The organism is Staphylococcus pseudoxylosus (assembly GCF_003697915.1).
Lineage (GTDB): Bacteria > Bacillota > Bacilli > Staphylococcales > Staphylococcaceae > Staphylococcus > Staphylococcus pseudoxylosus.
In genome coordinates this window covers 11,924-32,097 of the sequence record NZ_RCVN01000021.1, presented here as the reverse complement: position 1 = coordinate 32,097, position 20,174 = coordinate 11,924, and the positions used below count along the sequence as shown (strand labels likewise).

Annotated in this window: 17 protein-coding genes; 6 read left to right on the top strand and 11 right to left on the bottom strand. The window is 34.2% G+C overall.

Annotated elements, in window-relative coordinates:
• Positions 1–548 precede the first annotated feature (548 nt).
• The 9 genes from ilvA to ilvD form a co-directional block, all read right to left on the bottom strand.
• A complete protein-coding gene (gene ilvA, locus D9V42_RS13735) occupies positions 549–1,817 on the bottom strand; it encodes a threonine ammonia-lyase IlvA (protein WP_107555369.1) in 1,269 nt (422 codons plus the stop codon).
• A gap of 37 nt (positions 1,818–1,854) precedes the next feature.
• Positions 1,855–2,430, bottom strand: a complete 576-nt coding sequence (leuD, locus tag D9V42_RS13730; protein WP_107555368.1) for a 3-isopropylmalate dehydratase small subunit — start codon at positions 2,428–2,430, stop codon at positions 1,855–1,857.
• Position 2,431: 1 nt separating this feature from the next.
• Positions 2,432–3,802, bottom strand: a complete 1,371-nt coding sequence (gene leuC, locus D9V42_RS13725; RefSeq protein ID WP_122065416.1) for a 3-isopropylmalate dehydratase large subunit — start codon at positions 3,800–3,802, stop codon at positions 2,432–2,434.
• Positions 3,803–3,820: 18 nt separating this feature from the next.
• Positions 3,821–4,861, bottom strand: a complete 1,041-nt coding sequence (leuB, locus tag D9V42_RS13720; protein WP_107558660.1) for a 3-isopropylmalate dehydrogenase — start codon at positions 4,859–4,861, stop codon at positions 3,821–3,823.
• On the bottom strand, positions 4,858–6,393 hold the full coding sequence (locus tag D9V42_RS13715) for a 2-isopropylmalate synthase (RefSeq protein ID WP_119614217.1): 1,536 nt from the start codon (positions 6,391–6,393) through the stop codon (positions 4,858–4,860). The genes leuB and D9V42_RS13715 overlap by 4 nt, the downstream gene beginning before the upstream one ends.
• 140 nt (positions 6,394–6,533) lie before the next feature.
• Positions 6,534–7,538, bottom strand: a complete 1,005-nt coding sequence (gene ilvC, locus D9V42_RS13710) for a ketol-acid reductoisomerase (protein ID WP_122065414.1) — start codon at positions 7,536–7,538, stop codon at positions 6,534–6,536.
• 48 nt (positions 7,539–7,586) lie between these two features.
• Positions 7,587–8,060: an acetolactate synthase small subunit gene (gene ilvN / locus D9V42_RS13705; RefSeq protein WP_039069582.1), complete on the bottom strand. Its 474-nt coding sequence runs from the start codon at positions 8,058–8,060 to the stop codon at positions 7,587–7,589.
• Positions 8,057–9,847: a biosynthetic-type acetolactate synthase large subunit gene (gene ilvB, locus D9V42_RS13700; protein WP_122065412.1), complete on the bottom strand. Its 1,791-nt coding sequence runs from the start codon at positions 9,845–9,847 to the stop codon at positions 8,057–8,059. Before ilvB ends, ilvN begins: the two co-directional genes overlap by 4 nt.
• A 12-nt stretch (positions 9,848–9,859) precedes the next feature.
• Positions 9,860–11,548 carry a dihydroxy-acid dehydratase gene (ilvD, locus tag D9V42_RS13695; RefSeq protein WP_107555363.1) on the bottom strand — a complete coding sequence of 563 codons (1,689 nt, stop codon included), beginning with the start codon at positions 11,546–11,548 and terminating at the stop codon, positions 9,860–9,862.
• A gap of 539 nt (positions 11,549–12,087) precedes the next feature.
• On the opposite strand from ilvD, the gene tsaE reads away from it, so the two are divergent.
• The 5 genes from tsaE to D9V42_RS13670 all read left to right on the top strand — a co-directional run bounded on the left by tsaE (position 12,088) and on the right by D9V42_RS13670 (position 15,342).
• Positions 12,088–12,549 carry a tRNA (adenosine(37)-N6)-threonylcarbamoyltransferase complex ATPase subunit type 1 TsaE gene (gene tsaE, locus D9V42_RS13690; RefSeq protein WP_107555362.1) on the top strand — a complete coding sequence of 154 codons (462 nt, stop codon included), beginning with the start codon at positions 12,088–12,090 and terminating at the stop codon, positions 12,547–12,549.
• Positions 12,530–13,192, top strand: a complete 663-nt coding sequence (gene tsaB / locus D9V42_RS13685; protein WP_107555361.1) for a tRNA (adenosine(37)-N6)-threonylcarbamoyltransferase complex dimerization subunit type 1 TsaB — start codon at positions 12,530–12,532, stop codon at positions 13,190–13,192. Before tsaE ends, tsaB begins: the two co-directional genes overlap by 20 nt.
• On the top strand, positions 13,165–13,629 hold the full coding sequence (gene rimI / locus D9V42_RS13680) for a ribosomal protein S18-alanine N-acetyltransferase (RefSeq protein ID WP_107555360.1): 465 nt from the start codon (positions 13,165–13,167) through the stop codon (positions 13,627–13,629). Before tsaB ends, rimI begins: the two co-directional genes overlap by 28 nt.
• A complete protein-coding gene (gene tsaD / locus D9V42_RS13675; RefSeq protein ID WP_122065410.1) occupies positions 13,622–14,647 on the top strand; it encodes a tRNA (adenosine(37)-N6)-threonylcarbamoyltransferase complex transferase subunit TsaD in 1,026 nt (341 codons plus the stop codon). Before rimI ends, tsaD begins: the two co-directional genes overlap by 8 nt.
• A 272-nt stretch (positions 14,648–14,919) precedes the next feature.
• Positions 14,920–15,342 carry a VOC family protein gene (locus tag D9V42_RS13670; protein WP_017723422.1) on the top strand — a complete coding sequence of 141 codons (423 nt, stop codon included), beginning with the start codon at positions 14,920–14,922 and terminating at the stop codon, positions 15,340–15,342.
• A 134-nt stretch (positions 15,343–15,476) separates the two neighbouring features.
• On the opposite strand, the gene D9V42_RS13665 is transcribed toward D9V42_RS13670, so the two are convergent.
• Positions 15,477–17,078, bottom strand: coding sequence for a MutS-related protein (locus D9V42_RS13665; RefSeq protein ID WP_122065408.1), 1,602 nt, complete (start codon positions 17,076–17,078; stop codon positions 15,477–15,479).
• Positions 17,079–17,444: 366 nt separating this feature from the next.
• Positions 17,445–19,373, bottom strand: a complete 1,929-nt coding sequence (locus tag D9V42_RS13655; RefSeq protein ID WP_122065404.1) for an ABC-F family ATP-binding cassette domain-containing protein — start codon at positions 19,371–19,373, stop codon at positions 17,445–17,447.
• A 145-nt stretch (positions 19,374–19,518) separates the two neighbouring features.
• On the opposite strand from D9V42_RS13655, the gene D9V42_RS13650 reads away from it, so the two are divergent.
• Positions 19,519–20,166: a redox-sensing transcriptional repressor Rex gene (locus D9V42_RS13650; RefSeq protein ID WP_167456113.1), complete on the top strand. Its 648-nt coding sequence runs from the start codon at positions 19,519–19,521 to the stop codon at positions 20,164–20,166.
• Positions 20,167–20,174: the final 8 nt, after the last annotated feature.

The window sequence follows — 20,174 nt, the reverse complement described above, 5'->3', positions numbered from 1 at the left end:
AGAAAGGTCTTTAGCGCCGAAGGTAGCAGACTTACGTTCCGCAAGAGTAGGCAAAGCGGAATACATGAGCAAAAGCTCATGTATAAGTCCCACTAGTACAATGAAATATAATCTGATAAGAAGTCACAATTCTATTTTAATAAATTAGAGTCAAAATTAATAAAGTGGGACTTTACAGGCAATTAAAGACCCAATAGGGTCTTTTTTTTATGCGCGAAGAGCTTAACTTCAACTGAAAGTCATTGTCGATTTCGATGGAGTACATGAGCAAAGCTCATGCATAAGTCCCACTAATACAATGAAATATAATCTGATAAGAGAGTCACAAGTCTACTTTAATAAATTTAGAAATTAGATTTAAAAGTGGGACTTTAGAAGCTGTAGCCTAAGCAAGAGAGGCAACATCACGAAGTATTGGATAAACAAAAAAGAAACACTCAGATGAATTAAATCATCTGAGTGCTATTTTTCTGGGATTTATGTCCCAGGCTCCATAATAGACATATAATCATTTCATATAAACAATGAGACTCTTTTAGTATGCATAACTAAATTAGTAAGGAATAAAGCATTTTATTTTCATTAATATAAATATTAGAATTATCAAACTCATCTACATTTGCTTTTAAGTTATCTAAGTCTTTGTGATTATTTAATTGAATACCTATGATGACTGTGCCTGTATTTTGAGAAGATTTTTTAAGATACTCAAATTTGGTTATATCATCTTTAGGTCCAAGGACTTCATTAACAAATTCTCTTAATGCACCAGGACGTTGTGGGAAATTTAAAATAAAATAATGTTTCATTTCTTCGAATAATAAGGAACGTTCCTCAATTTCTTTCATTCGATTAATATCATTATTACCGCCACTGACTACACATACAACTGTTTTGCCTTTGATTTCTGCTTGATATTGATCAAGTGCTGCGACGCTTAACGCACCAGCAGGTTCTGCAATAATGGCTTGTTTTGAGTACATGTCTAAAATAGTTGAACAAACAGCACCTTCATGTACTTGAACATAGTCATCAACTACATTTCTACAAATATCAAATGTGATTTGACCTACACGTGCTACAGATGCGCCGTCAACAAATTTATCTATATCAGGCAATGTGACAATTTGTTTTTCTAAAACTACTGAAGCATACATACTGCTTGCACCAGCAGGTTCTACACCAATAATTGAAGTTTCAGGAGCATGTTCTTTAAAGTAAGTACCTACGCCTGAAATTAAACCGCCACCACCGATTGCAGCAAATAAATAATCAAATTGAATATCGTCTTCTTTTGATTGTTCAAGTATTTCTTTTGCTAGTGTCCCTTGTCCAGCAATTGTAAAAATATTATTGAAAGGATCAATAAAGTTCATTTTATTTTCTTCTGTGTAAACAAGAGCTTCTTTTAAGCAATCATCAAATGTATCTCCAGTTAAAACTACTTCAGTATTACTGCCACCAAAGAATTTCACTTGATTGATTTTTTGTAATGGGGTAGTTACTGGCATAAAAATCACTGCATTTAAATTCAACTTACTAGCAGTATATGCTACACCCTGAGCGTGATTACCAGCACTAGCACATGTAATGCCGTTTTGGCGATCAATTTCATTTAGCGCTATAATTGCGTTATATGCACCTCTAAGTTTAAATGATCTTACCCATTGTAAATCCTCACGCTTAAGATAAACATTACAATCATATTTATGAGATAAATAATGATCTTTTTGTAATGGTGTCTCTTTAGCAATATCTTTTAATTGTAAATAAGCTTCATCGATATCTTTAGAAGACACAGTAGTTTTTACAGTCATATGATTTCACACCTTTACTTATTAATTTAGTAATTATTTAATACGTTTTTGCTGTTTCATAGGCTTTAATTGCATCCTCGTATTGTAAAGTCAATGCAATATCATCAAGTCCATTAACGAGTTTATTCTTCCAAGTTTCATCAATTTCAAAATCAAAAGATTTATCTAATGTAGAAACTGTTTGATTTGGTAAATCTACAGTAATTTCACTTGCTTGTGCAAGATATTTTCTTGCATTTTCATCTAAAACGATTGGTAACATAGCATTTTTAGTGCAATTCATATAAAAGATATCACTATAACTACCAGCGATAATAATATCAAAACCATAATCTTTAAGCGCCCAAGCCGCGTGTTCACGACTTGAACCACAACCAAAGTTTTCACCAGTAATTAAAATTGAAGCCCCTTTATATTCGGGCTTATTTGGATTAAAGTCTGGATTATCTGATCCATCATCTAGGTAGCGCCACTCATCAAATGCAAAAGGGCCGAAACCTGATTTTGATATACGTTTCAAATGTGCTTTAGGTATAATTTGATCGGTATCAATATTATCATGGAATAATGGAACCACTTTACCTGTATAAGTAGTAATAGGTTTAATTTCCATATTAGACAACCACCTTTCTTACGTCTACAAATTTCCCATTAATTGCTGCAGCTGCTGCCATAGCAGGGGAAACTAGGTGTGTTCGTGCACCTTTACCTTGACGACCTTCAAAGTTTCGGTTACTAGTTGATGCACAATGTACGCCATCAGGTACTTGGTCAGGATTCATACCTAGACACATGGAACAACCAGGTTCACGCCAATCAAAACCTGCTTCTTTGAAAATTTTATCAAGCCCCAATTTTTCTGCTTCGATTTTTACAGTACGTGATCCAGGGACGACAATAGCTGTAATGTTAGGGTGCACTTTATTTCCTTTTACGATATGACTAGCTTCAACCAAGTCAGAAAGACGAGCATTTGTACATGAACCTAAGAATACATAACCTAGATTAATATCTTCAGCTTTTTGACCAGGTTCAAGACCCATATAATTATAAGCACGCTCATCGTTAACATTTTTAACTTCAGGGAAAGGTGTATGGAAACCTACGCCCATTTCTGGACTTGTACCCCATGTAACTTGAGGTTCTAAATCAGACACATCCATTTCAATGACTCTATCAAATTCAGCGTCTTCATCTGTATAGAGTTCACGCCAAGAATCAACATCATATTCAAAGTTAGTAGAATAGGGACGTCCTTTAACATAATCAAATGTAGTTTCGTCAGGGGCCATCATACCATATTTTGCACCTGCTTCAATAGCCATGTTACAAATAGTCATTCGCGCTTCCATAGATAAGTTTTGAATGGTTTCACCAGCAAATTCTAATGCGTATCCCGTACCAAAATCAACACCGTATTGGTTAATTAGATATAGAATAATGTCTTTTGCATAAACACCAGTAGGTAATTGTCCAGTGACCTCAATTTTTAGATTCTTGGGTTTGGTTTGCCAAAGTGATTGTGTAGCAAAAACATGTTCTACTTCACTAGTACCAATGCCGAAAGCTATTGCACCAAATGCACCATGTGTTGCAGTGTGTGAATCTCCGCATACTATAGTTTTGCCTGGTTGTGTTAAACCTGTTTCAGGTCCAACCATGTGGACAATACCTTGTTCATCTGAACCCATATCAAAGATATGAACACCAAAAGCCTTAGCATTATTTTGCAATGTTGTAATTTGTTTATTTGCAATTTCATCTTTAATATTAAAAATATCTACAGTTGGCACATTATGGTCAAGCGTCGCATAAGTTAAGTCTGGTCTACGTAGTTGTCTATTATTAAGTCTTAATCCCTCAAAAGCTTGAGGAGATGTAACTTCATGTATTAGATGCAAATCTATATATAATAACTGTGGGTCACCTTCTTTACCAGTTAAGACATGTTTGTTCCAAACTTTGTCAAATAGTGTTTTACCCATATGACATCTCCTCCTTTTTTAAAGATTTTCCTTAACGTAATTAAAAATATCAGACGTATGATAATCACCATTGAGATCGCGTGTTGTTTTACCTTCTTTAATTAATTGATAAATAATTGCTTCTAATTTATCAGCTGCCTCGTTTTGGTTTAAACTTTCTCTAAGGCACATTACAACAGATAGTAGCATACCAAATGGATTAGCAATATCTTGATTAGCAATATCAGGTGCTGAGCCATGTATAGGTTCATAAAGTCTAGGTCCATGTTCACTGAAACTTGCAGAAGGTGATAGGCCTAGAGAACCTGGAATAACAGATGCTTCATCACTTAAAATATCACCGAATAGATTTTCTGTAACAATGACGTCGAATTGTGATGGGTTAGTGATTAAGTGCATGGCACAAGCATCAACAAGTAAATGATTCACTTCAACTTCAGGATACTCAACTGCAATGTCATTAATCACTTGACGCCACAATTTACTAGAGGATAAAACATTTTCTTTATCTACTGAAGTTAATTTTTTATGGCGTTTTTGAGCTAAATCAAACCCAACTCTAGCAATTCTTTCAATTTCAGTTCTAGTATAGGTTAATGAATCGAGCGCATCGTTATCATTTAATTGTTTTGGTTCACCGAAGTAGATTCCGCCAGTTAACTCTCTTACTAAAATGAAATCTGTACCTGCAACACGTTCTTCTTTAATAGGGGATAAATGACTAGTGCCATTTGTAACTGTAGTAGGGCGTATATTTGCAAACAGACCTAATGCTTTACGAATACCTAATAAACCTTGTTCTGGTCTATTATTAGGATCTGTCCAATTAGGTCCTCCCACAGCACCTAATAGAATTGCGTCTGCATTTTTGCAAGCATTTAATGTTGATTCTGGAAGTGGTTCACCGTGGTTATCAATGGCAATGCCACCAAAATCATGTGTTTCTATATCATAATCAAAATTAAAGGATTTACTTAGTTGTTGTAATACTTCTAATGAACCATTCAATATTTCAGGTCCAATTCCATCTCCTGGAAGGGCTACAATCTTATGGCTCATGAGTGAATACCTTCTTCCTCATGAGTATTTGCTACATATTTGGCATGTGCTTCAACATATGATTTACAAGAAGCTAATAAGATATCATGGTCAATACCTACACCAGTAACAATTTGATCATCTATCTTAATTTGTACATGTACTTCTGCTTGAGCATCTGTACCTTCAGTTACCGAATCTATGCGATATTCAATAAGTTCTGTCTTGCGATCAAAGATACGATCAACAGCGTTGTATACTGAAACAATTGATCCCGTACCAATACTTGAATCTTGATAAGTATTGCCATCTTTATCTTTAATGACGACAACGGCACTTTGTAGTCCATTAGATACAAATTGTAACTGTAATGTTTCTACTTTATATATAGCATTTTGTTCATGCTCTGTGCCTTGAATCAATGCATGAATATCACGATCTGTGACTGATTTTTTCTTGTCTGCAATTGTTTTAAACTGTTTAAATAAGGCTTTTTGATCTTCAGGCTCTACATCGTAACCTAAAGCTGTCAATTTTTCTGCAAAAGCATGTTTACCTGATAGTTTACCAAGAGGTAGTTCAGTTGTTTTAACACCAACTAGTTGTGGCGTCATAATTTCATATGTTTCTGGATTTTTCAGAACGCCATCTTGATGAATTCCAGATTCATGACTGAATGCATTTTGTCCGACAATGGCTTTATTTCTAGGGACTCGAATACCCGCAAATCTTGCAATTAAATCTGAAGTTTGTTTCGTTTCTTCTAAGTTGATTTTTGTCTGATTATTGTAATGATCTTGTCGAACGTAAAGGCCAAGCGCAACTTCCTCGAGAGCTGTATTACCTGCACGTTCCCCAATACCATTTAGTGTACCTTCGATGCGTTTTGCACCATTTTCAATTGCTGCCATACTATTGGCTACAGCAAGTCCAAGGTCATCATGACAATGCGCACTATAAATTACTTCATGATTCGTTGTTATAGATTCTTGCAGTGTTTTGAAAATTTGGCCATATTCTTTAGGATAACTGAATCCTACAGTATCAGGTATATTGATAACACTGGCTCCGGCGTCTACAGCTGTTTGAACACATTCGATTAAAAATGATGGTTCTGTTCTTGTAGCATCTTCAGGTGAAAATTGAACGACATCAAAGTATTGTTTCGCATAAGATACATGTTCTTTGATTGAAGCTAATACTTCTTCTTTAGACATCATTAATTTTGAATCTCGGTGTATTGGACTAGTCGCTATAAAAACATGAATTCTCGGTTTTGCAGCTTCTTTTGTAGCTTCATATACAGCATCTATATCTTTCTTTACACAACGTGCTAATCCACAAACTGCAGTTGTAGTTAAGGCTCTAGATATTGCTTCAACAGATTTGAAACTACCAGTACTTGATGCAGGAAAACCAGCTTCTATGATATCGACGCCCCATTTTTCCAATTGTTTTGCTATCTTCAATCTTTCATCGAATGAAAAGTTTACTCCAGGTGTTTGTTCACCGTCTCTAAGTGTTGTATCAAAAATTTGAATATGGCTACTCATTTTCAACATCTCCTATTACTAAATTTTAGACACAATTATTAAGTCGTAAGTATTAAAGAATCTCAAAGAGGGGAAAAACTATAGTGTGATTATGCCTAATGAGATTCTTCTTACCACGAGATAATAAATTTAGTGTCTATTTATTTTTCAATACTTTTAGATTTAATGAATGGCATCATTTCACGAAGATCTCTACCAACTGCTTCGATTTGATGTCCATGTTGCTCTTCGCGTAATTTATGGAATTCTTCAAAGTTATTTTCATTATCTTTAATAAAGCGATCACTGAAGTTTCCTTTTTGAATATCTTCTAGTACAGCTTTCATATTGTCTTTTACATCTGGTGTGATAACACGTGGGCCAGAAACATAATCGCCAAATTCTGCTGTATTAGAAATTGAATAGCGCATGTTTTCCATTCCGCCTTCATACATTAAATCAACGATAAGTTTCATTTCATGTAACACTTCGAAGTATGCAATTTCAGGTTGATAACCCGCTTCAACTAATGTTTCGAAACCAGATTGAATTAATTTAGTAGTACCACCACATAAAACGGCTTGTTCACCAAATAAATCAGTTTCAGTTTCTTCTTTAAATGATGTTTCTAATACACCAGCACGTGTAGCACCGATACCTTTTGCATAGCTTAATGCTAAATCAGTAGCTTCACCACTAGCATCTTGTTCAACGGCGAATAGGGCAGGGACTGCGCTACCTTCAGCGAATGTACGACGCACTAAATGTCCTGGTCCTTTTGGTGCAACTAAGAATACATCAACGTCTTCTGGTGGTTGGATGACACCGAAATGAATATTAAATCCATGAGCGAATACTAATGCATTATTAGGATCTAAATTAGGTGCAACTTCTTCTTTATATACTTGTCCTTGGATTTCATCTGGTAAAAGTACCATGATAACATCAGCTTGTTTTGCTGCTTCATTTACAGGATATACTTCGAAGCCGTCATCTTTTGCTTTATCAAAAGAACGTCCATGTCTGATACCGATAATTACGTCATAACCGTTGTCTTTTAAATTTTGAGCGTGGGCATGTCCTTGAGATCCATAGCCTAAGACTGCTACTTTTTTACCTTGTAAAGCGTCTTTCGTTACTGATTGGTCATAATAAACTGTTGTCATAATAAAATCCTCCATGTTTTTAAAAATTTAGTTATTGTTGTTTCAAAACTATACTAAAGCTGCTGAACCAGTTCTTGAAACTTGTTCAATTTGATATGATGATAGATCATCTAATAAATTATCCATCGTATATTGTGGACCTGAAGCTTGAAGGTAAGTATACTCATCTTCATTTTTCAATATAGAGACTAGCGCATCATAAGGTTTGATTACTTTTTGTAAGTCTTGTTGATTTATTGGTTTTTGTAATTTCACCAATACCAATTCTCTATTGTAAGTATTGGTTTCGGTAATATCTTCAACGTCTATGATGTTAATTTGCTTTTCAAGTTGTTGTAATAAATTACGTAATACATCTGTATCTGGTACTTCTGCTACAAACGTTATATCAGATATACCTTCCTCTAATGTAGGTGTCGCAGAGAGTGTAACGATGTTAAATTGTCTACGGACAAAAATACTCGTTAATCTATTTAATGTACCAGCTTTATCTCTTACCTTAGTTCTAAATGTCCTTCTCATAATAGTCCCTCCATCTCATGGTTGGCTTTACCACTTGGTACCATAGGAGTTACTGGTTCGATTGGTGAAATACGAACGTCGATTAGTGCTGGTCCATCATGTTGGAAAGCCGCATCAATTTGTTGTTCTAATTGTGCAGGATCATCAACGATATATCCTTTGACATTATATGCTTCAGCGATTTTTAAAAAGTCTGGTTGACCATTAAATACTGAATGTGAGAAACGTTTATTGAAAAACTTATCTTGCCATTGTTTAACCATACCTAGCGTTCCGTTATTAACAATTACAATTTTTATATCAAGGTTATATTCTTCTAAAATTGCCATTTCTTGGTTAGTCATTTGGAAACCACCATCACCTACGAAGCAAATAACTGTTTTATCAGGTTCTGCAAGTTTTGCTCCAATAGCAGCAGGGATACCAAATCCCATTGTTCCTAAACCACCACTTGTTACAAGTTGTCCGTGGTCTTTGAATGGGTAGTACTGAGCAACCCACATTTGATGTTGGCCCACATCGGTTGTTACGATTGCATCTCCATTTGTGATTTCGCCTATATACTCAATTGTGCGTTGTGGCTTGGAGAAAACACCTTGCTCATCTTCTTGATAGGCAAAAGGTTGATTTACTTTGTTTTCATTACAAGTTGCTAACCATGTTTCGTGTTTAATTGAATAGCTATCAAAATCTAATAGCGCTTCTAATGTAGCTTTACAATCTGCAACAATGCCCAAATCTACTTTGATTATTTTATTAATTTCTGATGGGTCGATGTCTACGTGAACAATCTTAGCGTTTGGCGCAAATTCATCTGGATTACTAGCTAAACGGTCATCAAAACGGCTACCAAAGTTGATGAGTAAATCACATTCAGTTAATGCCATATTACTGGCGTATGATCCATGCATACCGCCCATACCTAAGAAATAGGGGTTTTCATATGGTATTGCACCAAGCCCAAGTAATGTACTAACTACTGGTAATTGATGTCTATTTATAAATTCAGTAAATACATCATTTGCTTTTGCATGGTTAATGCCTGCACCAGAAAGAACAACGGGTTTTTTAGCGCTTTTTAAATAATCACGAAGCTTTTGTATATCTTCCTTTGCTGGTTGATTTGGTACTGTATAACCTGGTAATTCTATTTCGTTTGTAATTTGAGCGTTAGTAGATAAAATACCCATATCTTTAGGGAAATCGATAACCACTGGGCCTTTTCTACCACTATTAGCGATATAGAAAGCTTCATGGATTATTTTCGGAATATCATTAACATTTTTTACTTGGTAGTTATGTTTTGTTATTGGCGTTGTCATAGAAAGTAAATCTGCTTCTTGGAAGGCATCTTTACCTATGCCTGGTGTTGCTACTTGGCCAGTGATTACTACCAAAGGTAACGAATCACTATAAGCATCAGCGATACCAGTGATAGCATTTGTTGCCCCTGGACCACTCGTTACAACAACTACACCAGTATTGCCTGATACACGTGCATAACCTTCTGCTGCATGAGTAGCACCTTGTTCATGTCTTGCTAGAATATGCTTGATTTTACCTTCGTAAAAAGTGTCATAAAGCGGAAGAACCGCGCCACCAGGGTATCCAAATATAAAATCTACTTTTTCGTTCGCAAGAGTTTCAACGAGCAATTCTGAACCAGATTTCATTTCATCTATTGTTTCTTGTTCTAATTCAACTTCAGGTTCAACAGTTTCAGCGGCTTCTAAATAATCGAAATTTTCTGACATTTCTTGTTCAAGCGTTTCAGTTTGTCTAGACATAGTGCTCACTCCTTAAATTAGATTTTCTGGTACTTGCATGATGCCACCTGTATTAGCGCTTGTTACTAAAGCAGTGTAACGTGCAAGATAACCTGTTTTTACTTTTGCTTTAAATGGTTTTAAATCTTGTTTTCTAGCTTCTAATGTTTCAGTTGCTACTTCAACGTCTAAGGTTCTATTTGTTAAATCAATTGTAATTTCATCACCATCTTTGATGAGACCAATTGGGCCACCTGAAGCGGCTTCTGGAGATACATGACCTACTGCGATACCTCGTGTTGCACCTGAGAAACGGCCATCTGTTATTAAAGCTACATCCTTACCTAATCCTCTGCCTACAATTGAGGAAGTAGGGGCCAACATTTCTGGCATTCCAGGACCACCTTTAGGACCTTCATATCTAATGACGACTACATGGCCTTCACGAACAATATGATTATCAATGGCTTCAACTGCTTCATCGTGTGAATCAAAACAAATTGCTTTACCTTTAAATACTTTAATAGATGGGTCAACGCCACCAACTTTTATAACTGCACCTTTTGGCGCTATGTTACCGTATAAAATGGATAATCCACCTTGCTTATCATAAGGGTTATCAAGATGCCTAATAACATCGCTGTTTAAAATTGCTTTGTCTTCATTATTTTCTCGTAATGTTTTGCCTGTAGCTGTTATTCTGTCTGGATGAAGTGTACCTTCTTTTTTGAACAACTCATTGATGATTGCAGGAACACCACCAGCTTCGTGTACATCATGCATTGAATATGAAGAGCTAGGTGCAATTTTTGAAAGATAAGGTGTCTTTTTGGCAATTTCATTGATTCGTGTTAAATCATAATCAATACCCGCTTCGTTAGCAATTGCAAGTGTGTGTAATACAGTATTTGTTGAACCACCCATCGCCATGTCTAATGCGAATGCGTCATCAATTGCTTCTCGTGTTACGATATCTTTTGGTTTTAAATCGTTTTTAATGTTATCTACTAATTTAAATGCTGCTTCTCTAATCATTTCTCTGCGCTGTTCACTTACTGCTAATGCTGTACCATTGTACGGAAGGGAAAGTCCTAATACTTCCATTAAACAGTTCATTGAATTGGCTGTGAACATTCCAGAACATGAACCACAAGTAGGGCATGCATTTTGTTCCATATCTAAGAATTCTTCTTTTGAAATTGAACCATCTTTAAAAGCACCTACTGCTTCAAACATTGATGATAAGGTTAAGGCTTTTCCTTCAGAAGATAATCCTGCTTTCATAGGGCCACCCGAGCAAAAGATTGCTGGGACATTTGTTCTTACTGCAGCTAATAACATGCCAGGTGTTATTTTGTCGCAGTTTGGAATGTAAAATACGCCATCAAACCAGTGTGCATTAATTACAGTTTCTGCAGCGTCAGCGATGATTTCTCTAGAGGGTAGGGAATATCTCATTCCAATATGGCCCATTGCGATACCATCATCTACGCCGATTGTGTCAAATTCAAAGGGAATTGCGCCTGCTTCACGAATTGCTTCTTTGGCAATATCTGCTAATTCTCTCAAATGTACATGTCCTGGGACAATATCGATATACGAATTACAAATTGCCACGAAGGGCTTGTTCATATCTGTTGGTTTTTCTAATGCACCAGTAGCGTGCAAAAGACTTCTTGCTGGAGCTTGCTGATCTCCTTTTTTGATCATATCGCTTCTCATATCTAATTCCCCCATAAAATTGAAAATAAAAAAGCGTCCCAATAAATAATTGGGACGCTTTTAAGTCCCATTCAACTAGAATAAGGACTTAAACGTTTAGTAGTTTCTTTACTAAAGTTCCAGTCCTATGAGCATAATAAAATGACTAAAATATTTGAAGTTGTTGGTTGATATTGCATTGTATGTTTGGTCATTTTATTATACTCCTCTCGATAGAATGGTTTATTTTTTTGATTTATTTGAAATGTCTAAAAATTTGATAAATTAAATTTACTACATCATATTGGCGATGTCAACAACTTTTTGTAATTTTCTATCAATTCAAACTATTCTAATTTAGTAAGAACTTGTTTCACTTTGAAGTAATATTGGAAAAAATTTGTTAAACTATAATAGTTAATTTTATGTAGATAAAAAGTTATAAGCATGTATAGACGCAAAATTTTTGTTTAAGCTTTACAAAGTTTATTGTATAACAGTGACTGCCAAAGCATAAGTGTTACTCATCCAAATGAATTTGGAAGTGAAAGGAGAGGACAATGATAAAAATTAATAATATCAATGACATGTCACATTTTGGTGATGTGTTAACAAAATATCTATCTGCCGGGGACTTAATTTTACTAAATGGAGACCTAGGAGCTGGAAAGACAACTTTAAGCCAATTTATCGGAAAAGCTTTAGGCGTACAGCGAAACATTAACTCTCCAACATTTAATATAATAAAGTCATATCAAGGTACAGATTTAAAATTACATCATATGGATTGTTATAGATTAGAAGATTCAGAAGAAGATTTAGGATTTGAAGAATATTTTGAAGATGATGCCGTAATTCTGATTGAATGGAGTCAATTTATAGCAGAATTTTTACCTGATCATTATTTATCTATTAATATCCAAACGGAGCATACTACTGAGCGCACGATAACTATAGATGCTAAAGGAAAGCATTATCATAGAATTAAGGAGGATGTTGAACGTGAACTATCTGCTAATTGACACATCCAATCAACCCTTATCCGTTGCCATAACACAAGATGATAAAGTGTTAAACGAGATAAATACTAACGAGAAAACAAACCATTCGGTACAATTGATGCCAGCTATTTCCAAAGTGATTACTGACAGTCAAATATCAAAGGATGATATAGATGCCATTATTGTAGCAGAAGGACCAGGCTCGTATACTGGTCTGAGAATTGGAGTTACTGTAGCGAAAACGTTAGCCTATGCATTAAATGCAGAACTATACGGTGTATCTTCACTGAAGGCACTTGCTGCAACAGCACCTGAAGAATCAGGTTTAATTGTACCTATATTTGATGCGCGACGTGAAGCTGTTTATACAGGCGTTTATAAAAACGAAAATGGACAACTAAAGCAAATTATTGAAGACCAATATATTACAATTAAGCGCCTGTTAGATATATTACACGAGCTAGCTGAACCATATAAATTTATTGGCGTAGATAGCGAAAAGTTAGAAGCCCTATTAGATAGCACTTGTATTCCAAATTTACCACAAGCCAAGTATATGCAAGCACTCATAGATCAACCAACTGATGTACATCAATTTAAACCAAACTATATTAAAGTATCCGAGGCTGAAAGAAATTGGTTAAACCAACAGAACAAGAGTTAAATATTCGATTAATGGATTTGGGAGATGTCCCTCAAGTATTTGATATAGAAAGAAATAGTTTTAATGATAGCAGTTGGTCAATTGATGCATTTTATCATGAAGTAGAAAAAAATGAATTTGCACATTACTTCATTATAGAATTTAACGAAAAAATAATTGGCTATATAGGTGTTTGGATTGTTATAGATCAAGCACAAATAACTACGGTTGCTATTGATGAGTCATATAGAGGTTACGGGCTTGGACAATTATTACTCAAATATGCAATGAGTTATGTCCAAACTAAATGTGATGTAATGAGTTTAGAAGTGCGTGTGGATAATGAAATTGCACAACATGTTTATACAAACTTAGGCTTTCAATATGGTGGTAAGCGAAAAAATTATTATGGTGAAGGTGAGGATGCAATAGTTATGTGGGTGAATTTAAATGAATGAGACAACAATAATATTAGCAATTGAATCCAGTTGTGATGAAACAAGTGTCAGTGTTATTAAAAATGGAACAGATATACTAAGTAATATCGTCCTAAGTCAGATTGAAAGCCATAAAAGATTTGGGGGCGTCGTACCAGAAGTAGCGAGTAGGCATCATGTTGAAGGTATCACAACTACTATTGATGAAGCGTTAAACACTGCTGATGTAACCATGCTGCAGATTGATGCCGTAGCAGTCACGCAAGGTCCTGGCTTAATAGGTGCGTTACTAGTCGGTATAAATGCCGCGAAAGCATTAGCATTTGCATATGACAAACCATTAATTCCAGTCCATCATATAGCAGGTCATATATACGCGAATCATTTAGAAAAGCCACTCCAGTTTCCAGTCATGTCTTTAATCGTTTCGGGTGGACATACAGAATTGATTTATATGAAAGATCATTTGAACTTTGAGGTTATTGGTGAAACTAGAGATGATGCTGTAGGTGAAGCATATGACAAAGTAGCTAGAACCATTGGACTTAGTTATCCAGGTGGACCACAAGTTGATAAATTAGCAACTCAAGGCCAAGATAGTTATGATTTTCCAAGGGTCTGGTTAGACAAAGATAGTTATGATTTTAGTTTTAGTGGATTAAAAAGTGCAGTAATAAACAAACTTCATAACGTTCGACAAAAAGGTGAACAAATTAACGAAGCGGACGTTGCCACAAGTTTCCAAAATAGCGTTGTTGAAGTATTAGTTGGTAAATCTATATCAGCATGTGAAGCTTATAATGTAAACCAACTTATAGTTGCAGGTGGTGTAGCGAGTAATAAAGGTTTAAGATCTGCATTAGCTGAAGCTTGTGAAAGTCATAATATCACTCTCTCAATACCAAGCCCTAAACTATGTACAGATAATGCTGCTATGATTGGGGCAGCGGCTCACTATTTATATAATGCTGGTGTTACAGCAGATATGACATTGAATGGTGTTAACAGTTTAGATATTGAAGCATTTACAGTTAAATAATTAGTGAGAATTACGAACTTAATATTAGGTAATTACTTTCAAAAAAGCCCTGGATATCAATAAATGTCTTGGGCTTTTTTGTGTTTATCAGACTTATGGATGTTAGATAAATTGATTGCTGTTCTTTAAGTTTTGAACTATTTAAGGTCGTGGTGAAAAAATTAAAATTCTAAACTTTATAACAACAGAATATGGGTATAGGTAGTTTATAGAGATTTAAATAATTGTTTTAATATGTGTTGATGTTTAACACCACAAGGAGGAAGTTAATAATGAAAGCAGTTCAATATTTTAATTTTCAAAATAGTTTGGCCGCGTTAAATTTTTATGAAGAACATTTTGGTGCAACGGATATACAACGTGTAGGTGGAGACCATGAAATGTTCGCCAATATGCCTGAAGAATATCAAGTGGATGCAGATTTTACAATGAATGCCTCTTTTAATATACTTGGCGAAACATTCTATTGTAGTGACACGTGGAAGAACAAGAAAATAGATAATAGCGGCGCGATTGTTACATTTACATTTGATGGTTCGAATGAAGCGGAAAAAGAAACAGCAAAAGCCTTCTTTGATAAAGCAGTAGCAGCAGGATGTGAAGTGACGATGCCATTAGGTAAAACAGAATGGTCAGATTTCTACGGTATGTTTAATGATCCATTTGGTGTTACGTGGATGGTTAATGCGGAATAAATCATGAATTTAAGATCGAAATTTTATAATAAGTTAGGTCTAAGTTATACAAATAGAGAGGGTGGATTATGTATCCATCCTCTCTATTTGTAGTTATAAGCAATATCAAATGAAACGCAAAAAACAATTTTTAATTAAGTATTATGGTTTGCTGTTGACTTTGCTCGATTATAAATTTTCTTTGGAAATGACATAATCCTAAGTAATTCTATCGCATTTCGGGTATCAGCTTTACCTTGTTTAATCTTAAAGTCAAAAGAAATATTATCCTCAGTGATAGACTCGTTAAAATGATAGTTTGAATATATATTGTCTAATAAAGAAGAAAGTTCAATGTCATGCGTAGCAGCAATAACAGTATAGCCTTCAAGTTGATCAAGATAACTTAGGACAGACTCTGATGCAGCAATACGCTCAGTTGTATTTGTACCTTTAAAAATTTCATCAATAAAACAATAAACTTTTTCAGTTGTAGTGATATCAAATAGGCGTTTAATAGATTTGATTTCAGTCATGAAATAACTATCACCTGTTAAGATATCATCTTGGTTTACCATTGAGGTATAAACCATACCGGGCTTATAATTAAATGCTTTAGCTGTAGCAGTGTTAACTGTTTGTGACAATACGATGTTTAGTGCAACAGCTTTCATAAATGTGGACTTACCCGATGCGTTTGAACCAGTTAATAAAATGTGATTGTCTATTGCTAAATCATTTGGAACTGCATCATTAATCAATGGATGTGTTAATTGTTTAAAATGAATAACATCTTTTTCTATAACCTGAGGAACTGTATAATGATCTAGCGTTTCTCTCCACAAAGCCACGGCGTAATGATTATCGATATGAGCGATGTATTCATAGCACGCCATTACTTCATCTTCATACTTTTTAAAACTGTTTTGAATTAAATGAAACAGATGATAATCCATCATAAAGATTAATTTGAATAATAACGAAAACACAGATGTTTCGTCGTTTGAGTTCACACGGCCTAACAAGCCACTAAATTTGCGTGCAGTAATAAAATGTTTAAAGTCAACATCTATATTAGGTACAAGTTCGTGTTGTTGGATGGCGTACGCTTTTTTAATAACGGTTGATGTGTAGAACATTGAATTTAAATCTTGTTCATAGGTCTTTTTTAGGAATCCGCTTAACATCATATTAAAAATTGCGGAAAAAATAGTTAAAGTTATGCCAATAATAGGTGTAAAAATGGATAGAATTATAAACATTAATGGTAAATATGTACAAAGCATAAAAAAGTTATTGCGCTTAATCGATGAGATTTGATCTGGAAAAGTGGGGTAAATTGCTTTTCCAATTTGCGCTAAATAGAGTGAGATTTCATTTCTGAAATCTATGTTAGTTGTAAAATTATAAAGAAGTTTGGCGTCTGTTACTTGAAACATATTTTTTAAAGTTGCAAAAAGTCTCATTTCACCAATAGCTGTAAAGTTAAAATTCATATTATGAAATACGCTATCAAGGTTTAAATCTGACCACGTTTTTTCATCAATCAATGTTGCGTTGTTAAATTTGTGTTTATATGTATCAAATTGATAACGATAAGTATGGTTCGGTCTAATGAAGTTTTCCAAAGGGCGTTTATTGACCCATAAAGGTTTGATATCGTGCATAAGTTTTTTGTTGGCGACAATGGGTGAGATAATCATCAATGCAGTACCCAATAAAAGAAAAGCTATGAAGAACCAAAAAATTGTTGGCATGTTGTATTACTCCCTTTATTAATATGTAAATAACTATGAGATAATTATGACATTATCGCTAAAATTTCACAAATTGAGATAATAGCTTACATAAGAAAGAATAAGCTGATGTCAATAGAGAACATGCGTACTTATCAACAAATAGTGCACAAACTGTGGATAAGTTTGGGTAAAGTATGTGGATATAAGTTATTATCTGAATTTTATACGCAAAAAAAGATTGCTTTTTACTTGTGGATAACTAGGATAACTTTGTGGATAGCCTTTGTTATAGGGAGAAGAATGTGAATAGTTATTGTATATTTCAAGATAAGAAAAAAAGTTAAAGTAGAAAATTCTACTTTAACTTTTGTTTTGAATTAGGATTCATATTAACTTTTCTTGTAATTCTGCCCATTCAGCCATGACTTGTTCTAGTTTTTGTTCGATTTCTGATTTTGAAATTGCTAAGGCGTTTGCTTTTTCAGGATCAGAGTATACGTCTGGCAAAGTAAGTTGATGATTAATGTTATTTATTTCTTCTTCATAGGTTTCGATATTTAATTCACATGTTTCAATTTGACGTTCGATTTGACGTTGTTCACGCTTTTGTTGTTTTTGATCAACATATGAGTCATTTTGTTTGATAACCGTATCATTTACTGTTGGATTTTCTAATTCTTCTTTTGCTTTTAATGCTGCTTTTTCTTCAGTTTTTTCAATATAATATTGATAATTCCCTAGATACATTGTGCCACCATCAAAATCTAAATCGTAAACTTTATTGGCTAATTCATTAATAAAATAACGATCATGAGATACAAATAGGATTGTGCCTTTAAAGTTTGCTAAAGCTTGTTCTAACATTTCTTTTGAATCTATATCTAAATGGTTTGTAGGTTCATCTAAAATGAGTACATTGTTTCGCTCAAGCATCAATAAGGCAAGCTGTAAACGTGCTTTCTCGCCACCCGATAGATCGTTAATTATTTTTTTAACGTCTTCTTGTACAAATAGAAAACGACCTAAAACAGCACGAATGTCTTTTTCATTCATAGTAGGGTATTGGTCCCATAAGTAATCAAGTATTGTTTTATTTGATTTGAATTCGGCTTGTTTTTGATCATAATAACCAATTTTTAAGTTGGCACCGGTAGTGATTGTCCCATTTAAAGGATTTTGTATATTGGCAATGGTTTTTATTAAAGTTGATTTCCCAATACCATTAGGGCCGATAATTGCAATATGATCTCCTTTTGTTACTTCAAAAGTAATGCCTTTAGTAATTGGAGACGCATAGCCAATTTCTAAATTTTTTATATGGAAGACATCATTACCAGTATTACGATCAAATTCAAATTGAATGTTGGCACTTTTAGCATCAATCATAGGTTTATTAATGCGTTCAATCTTTTCTAACATTTTCCTACGGCTCTTAGCCATACCTGTAGTAGAAGCGCGAGCAATATTTTTATCGACAAAAGTCTCTAATCGTTTAATTTCAGCTTGTTGATTCTCATATTCTTGCATACGTTTTTCATAATATTTATCTCTTTGATCAATAAACTGGGCATAATTACCTACATAATGTTGGACATCACCGAGTGCAACATCATAAATTTGAGTCACAATTTTATCTAAGAAGTATCTATCATGACTAATAATTACAATGGCACCTTTAAAGTAATTTAAATAACTTTCTAACCATTGGGTCGTTTCCATGTCTAAATGGTTGGTGGGTTCGTCCAAAAGTAATAAATCAGGCTCGCTTAATAACATTTGTGCCAAAGATAATCTTGTTTTTTGGCCGCCGCTAAAGTCATTGATAGGTCGGTCGAAATCCGCTTCACTAAAATTCAGTCCGTGTAAGACTGTTTTAATTTTGCTTTCATATTGATAGCCATCTTGTTGTTCAAATTGATTGGATAATGCTTCATAGCGATCGATATGAGATTTATATGTCTCAGTATCATACTCATCCGCATGTTGCGCTAACCAATCTGTTTCCAATTTCATTTCTTGTTCTAAATTTTTCATTGCTTCAAACGGCTTAGACATTTCTTCAAACACAGTTTGATCTGTATTTAATGTCATTTGCTGTGTTAAATAACCAAGTTTTAAATTTTTACTCTTAGAAATATGACCACTATCATAATCTTCAACACCAGCAATTATTTTCATTAATGTAGATTTTCCGGCGCCATTACGACCTACAATACCAATGCGTTCACCAGTTTTAACTTCAAAATCCACATTATTAAAAATGTCTTCGCCGTCGAATGATTTAGTTAAATCATTGAGTTGTAATAATATCATCTGATTTTGCACCTCTCTATTCATTATCATTCTACAGTATTCAGCGTGTTGTTAAAACTATCATTGTTTATTTTTATTATTCAGTCATGTATAATGTTGTAGTGATTATAAGATTAATGAATAACAGATAATGAATTAGGGGGAAATGATCTTGGCTAATCAAAGCGAAAAGATTCCTCGTGCCACATTGAAACGTTTACCGTTATATTATAGATTCGTCAATACATTAAAATCTAAAGGCATTGATAGAGTTAATTCTAAAGCCATCAGTGAAGGCTTAAATATTGATTCTGCAACGATTCGAAGAGATTTTTCTTATTTTGGCGAGTTAGGCAAGAAAGGCTATGGCTATAATATTGATAGCTTATTACATTTTTTTAAAAATGAAATTAGCGAAAATGACGAGATTAAAATTGCAATTGTAGGTGTAGGGAACTTAGGTAAAGCATTATTAACATATAACTTTTCAATACATGATGAAATGACTATAACTGAAGCATTCGATATTCGTGAAGAGGTTATTGGGACACAAATAGGTAAAGTGACAGTAAGTTCATTTGATAAAATAAAGGAAATATTATCACAAGAAGATATAGATGTAGTGATATTGACTACGCCTGAAGAAGCGGCTCAAAACGTAGCTGACGTATTAGTAGATTCAGGTGTTAAAGGGATACTTAACTTTACACCAAGTCGTGTACTAACGCCATCAGACGTTCAAGTACATCATATTGATTTAGGTATTGAATTACAGTCTTTATTATTTTTTATGAAAAATTATAGCAATAAATAAAAAATAAT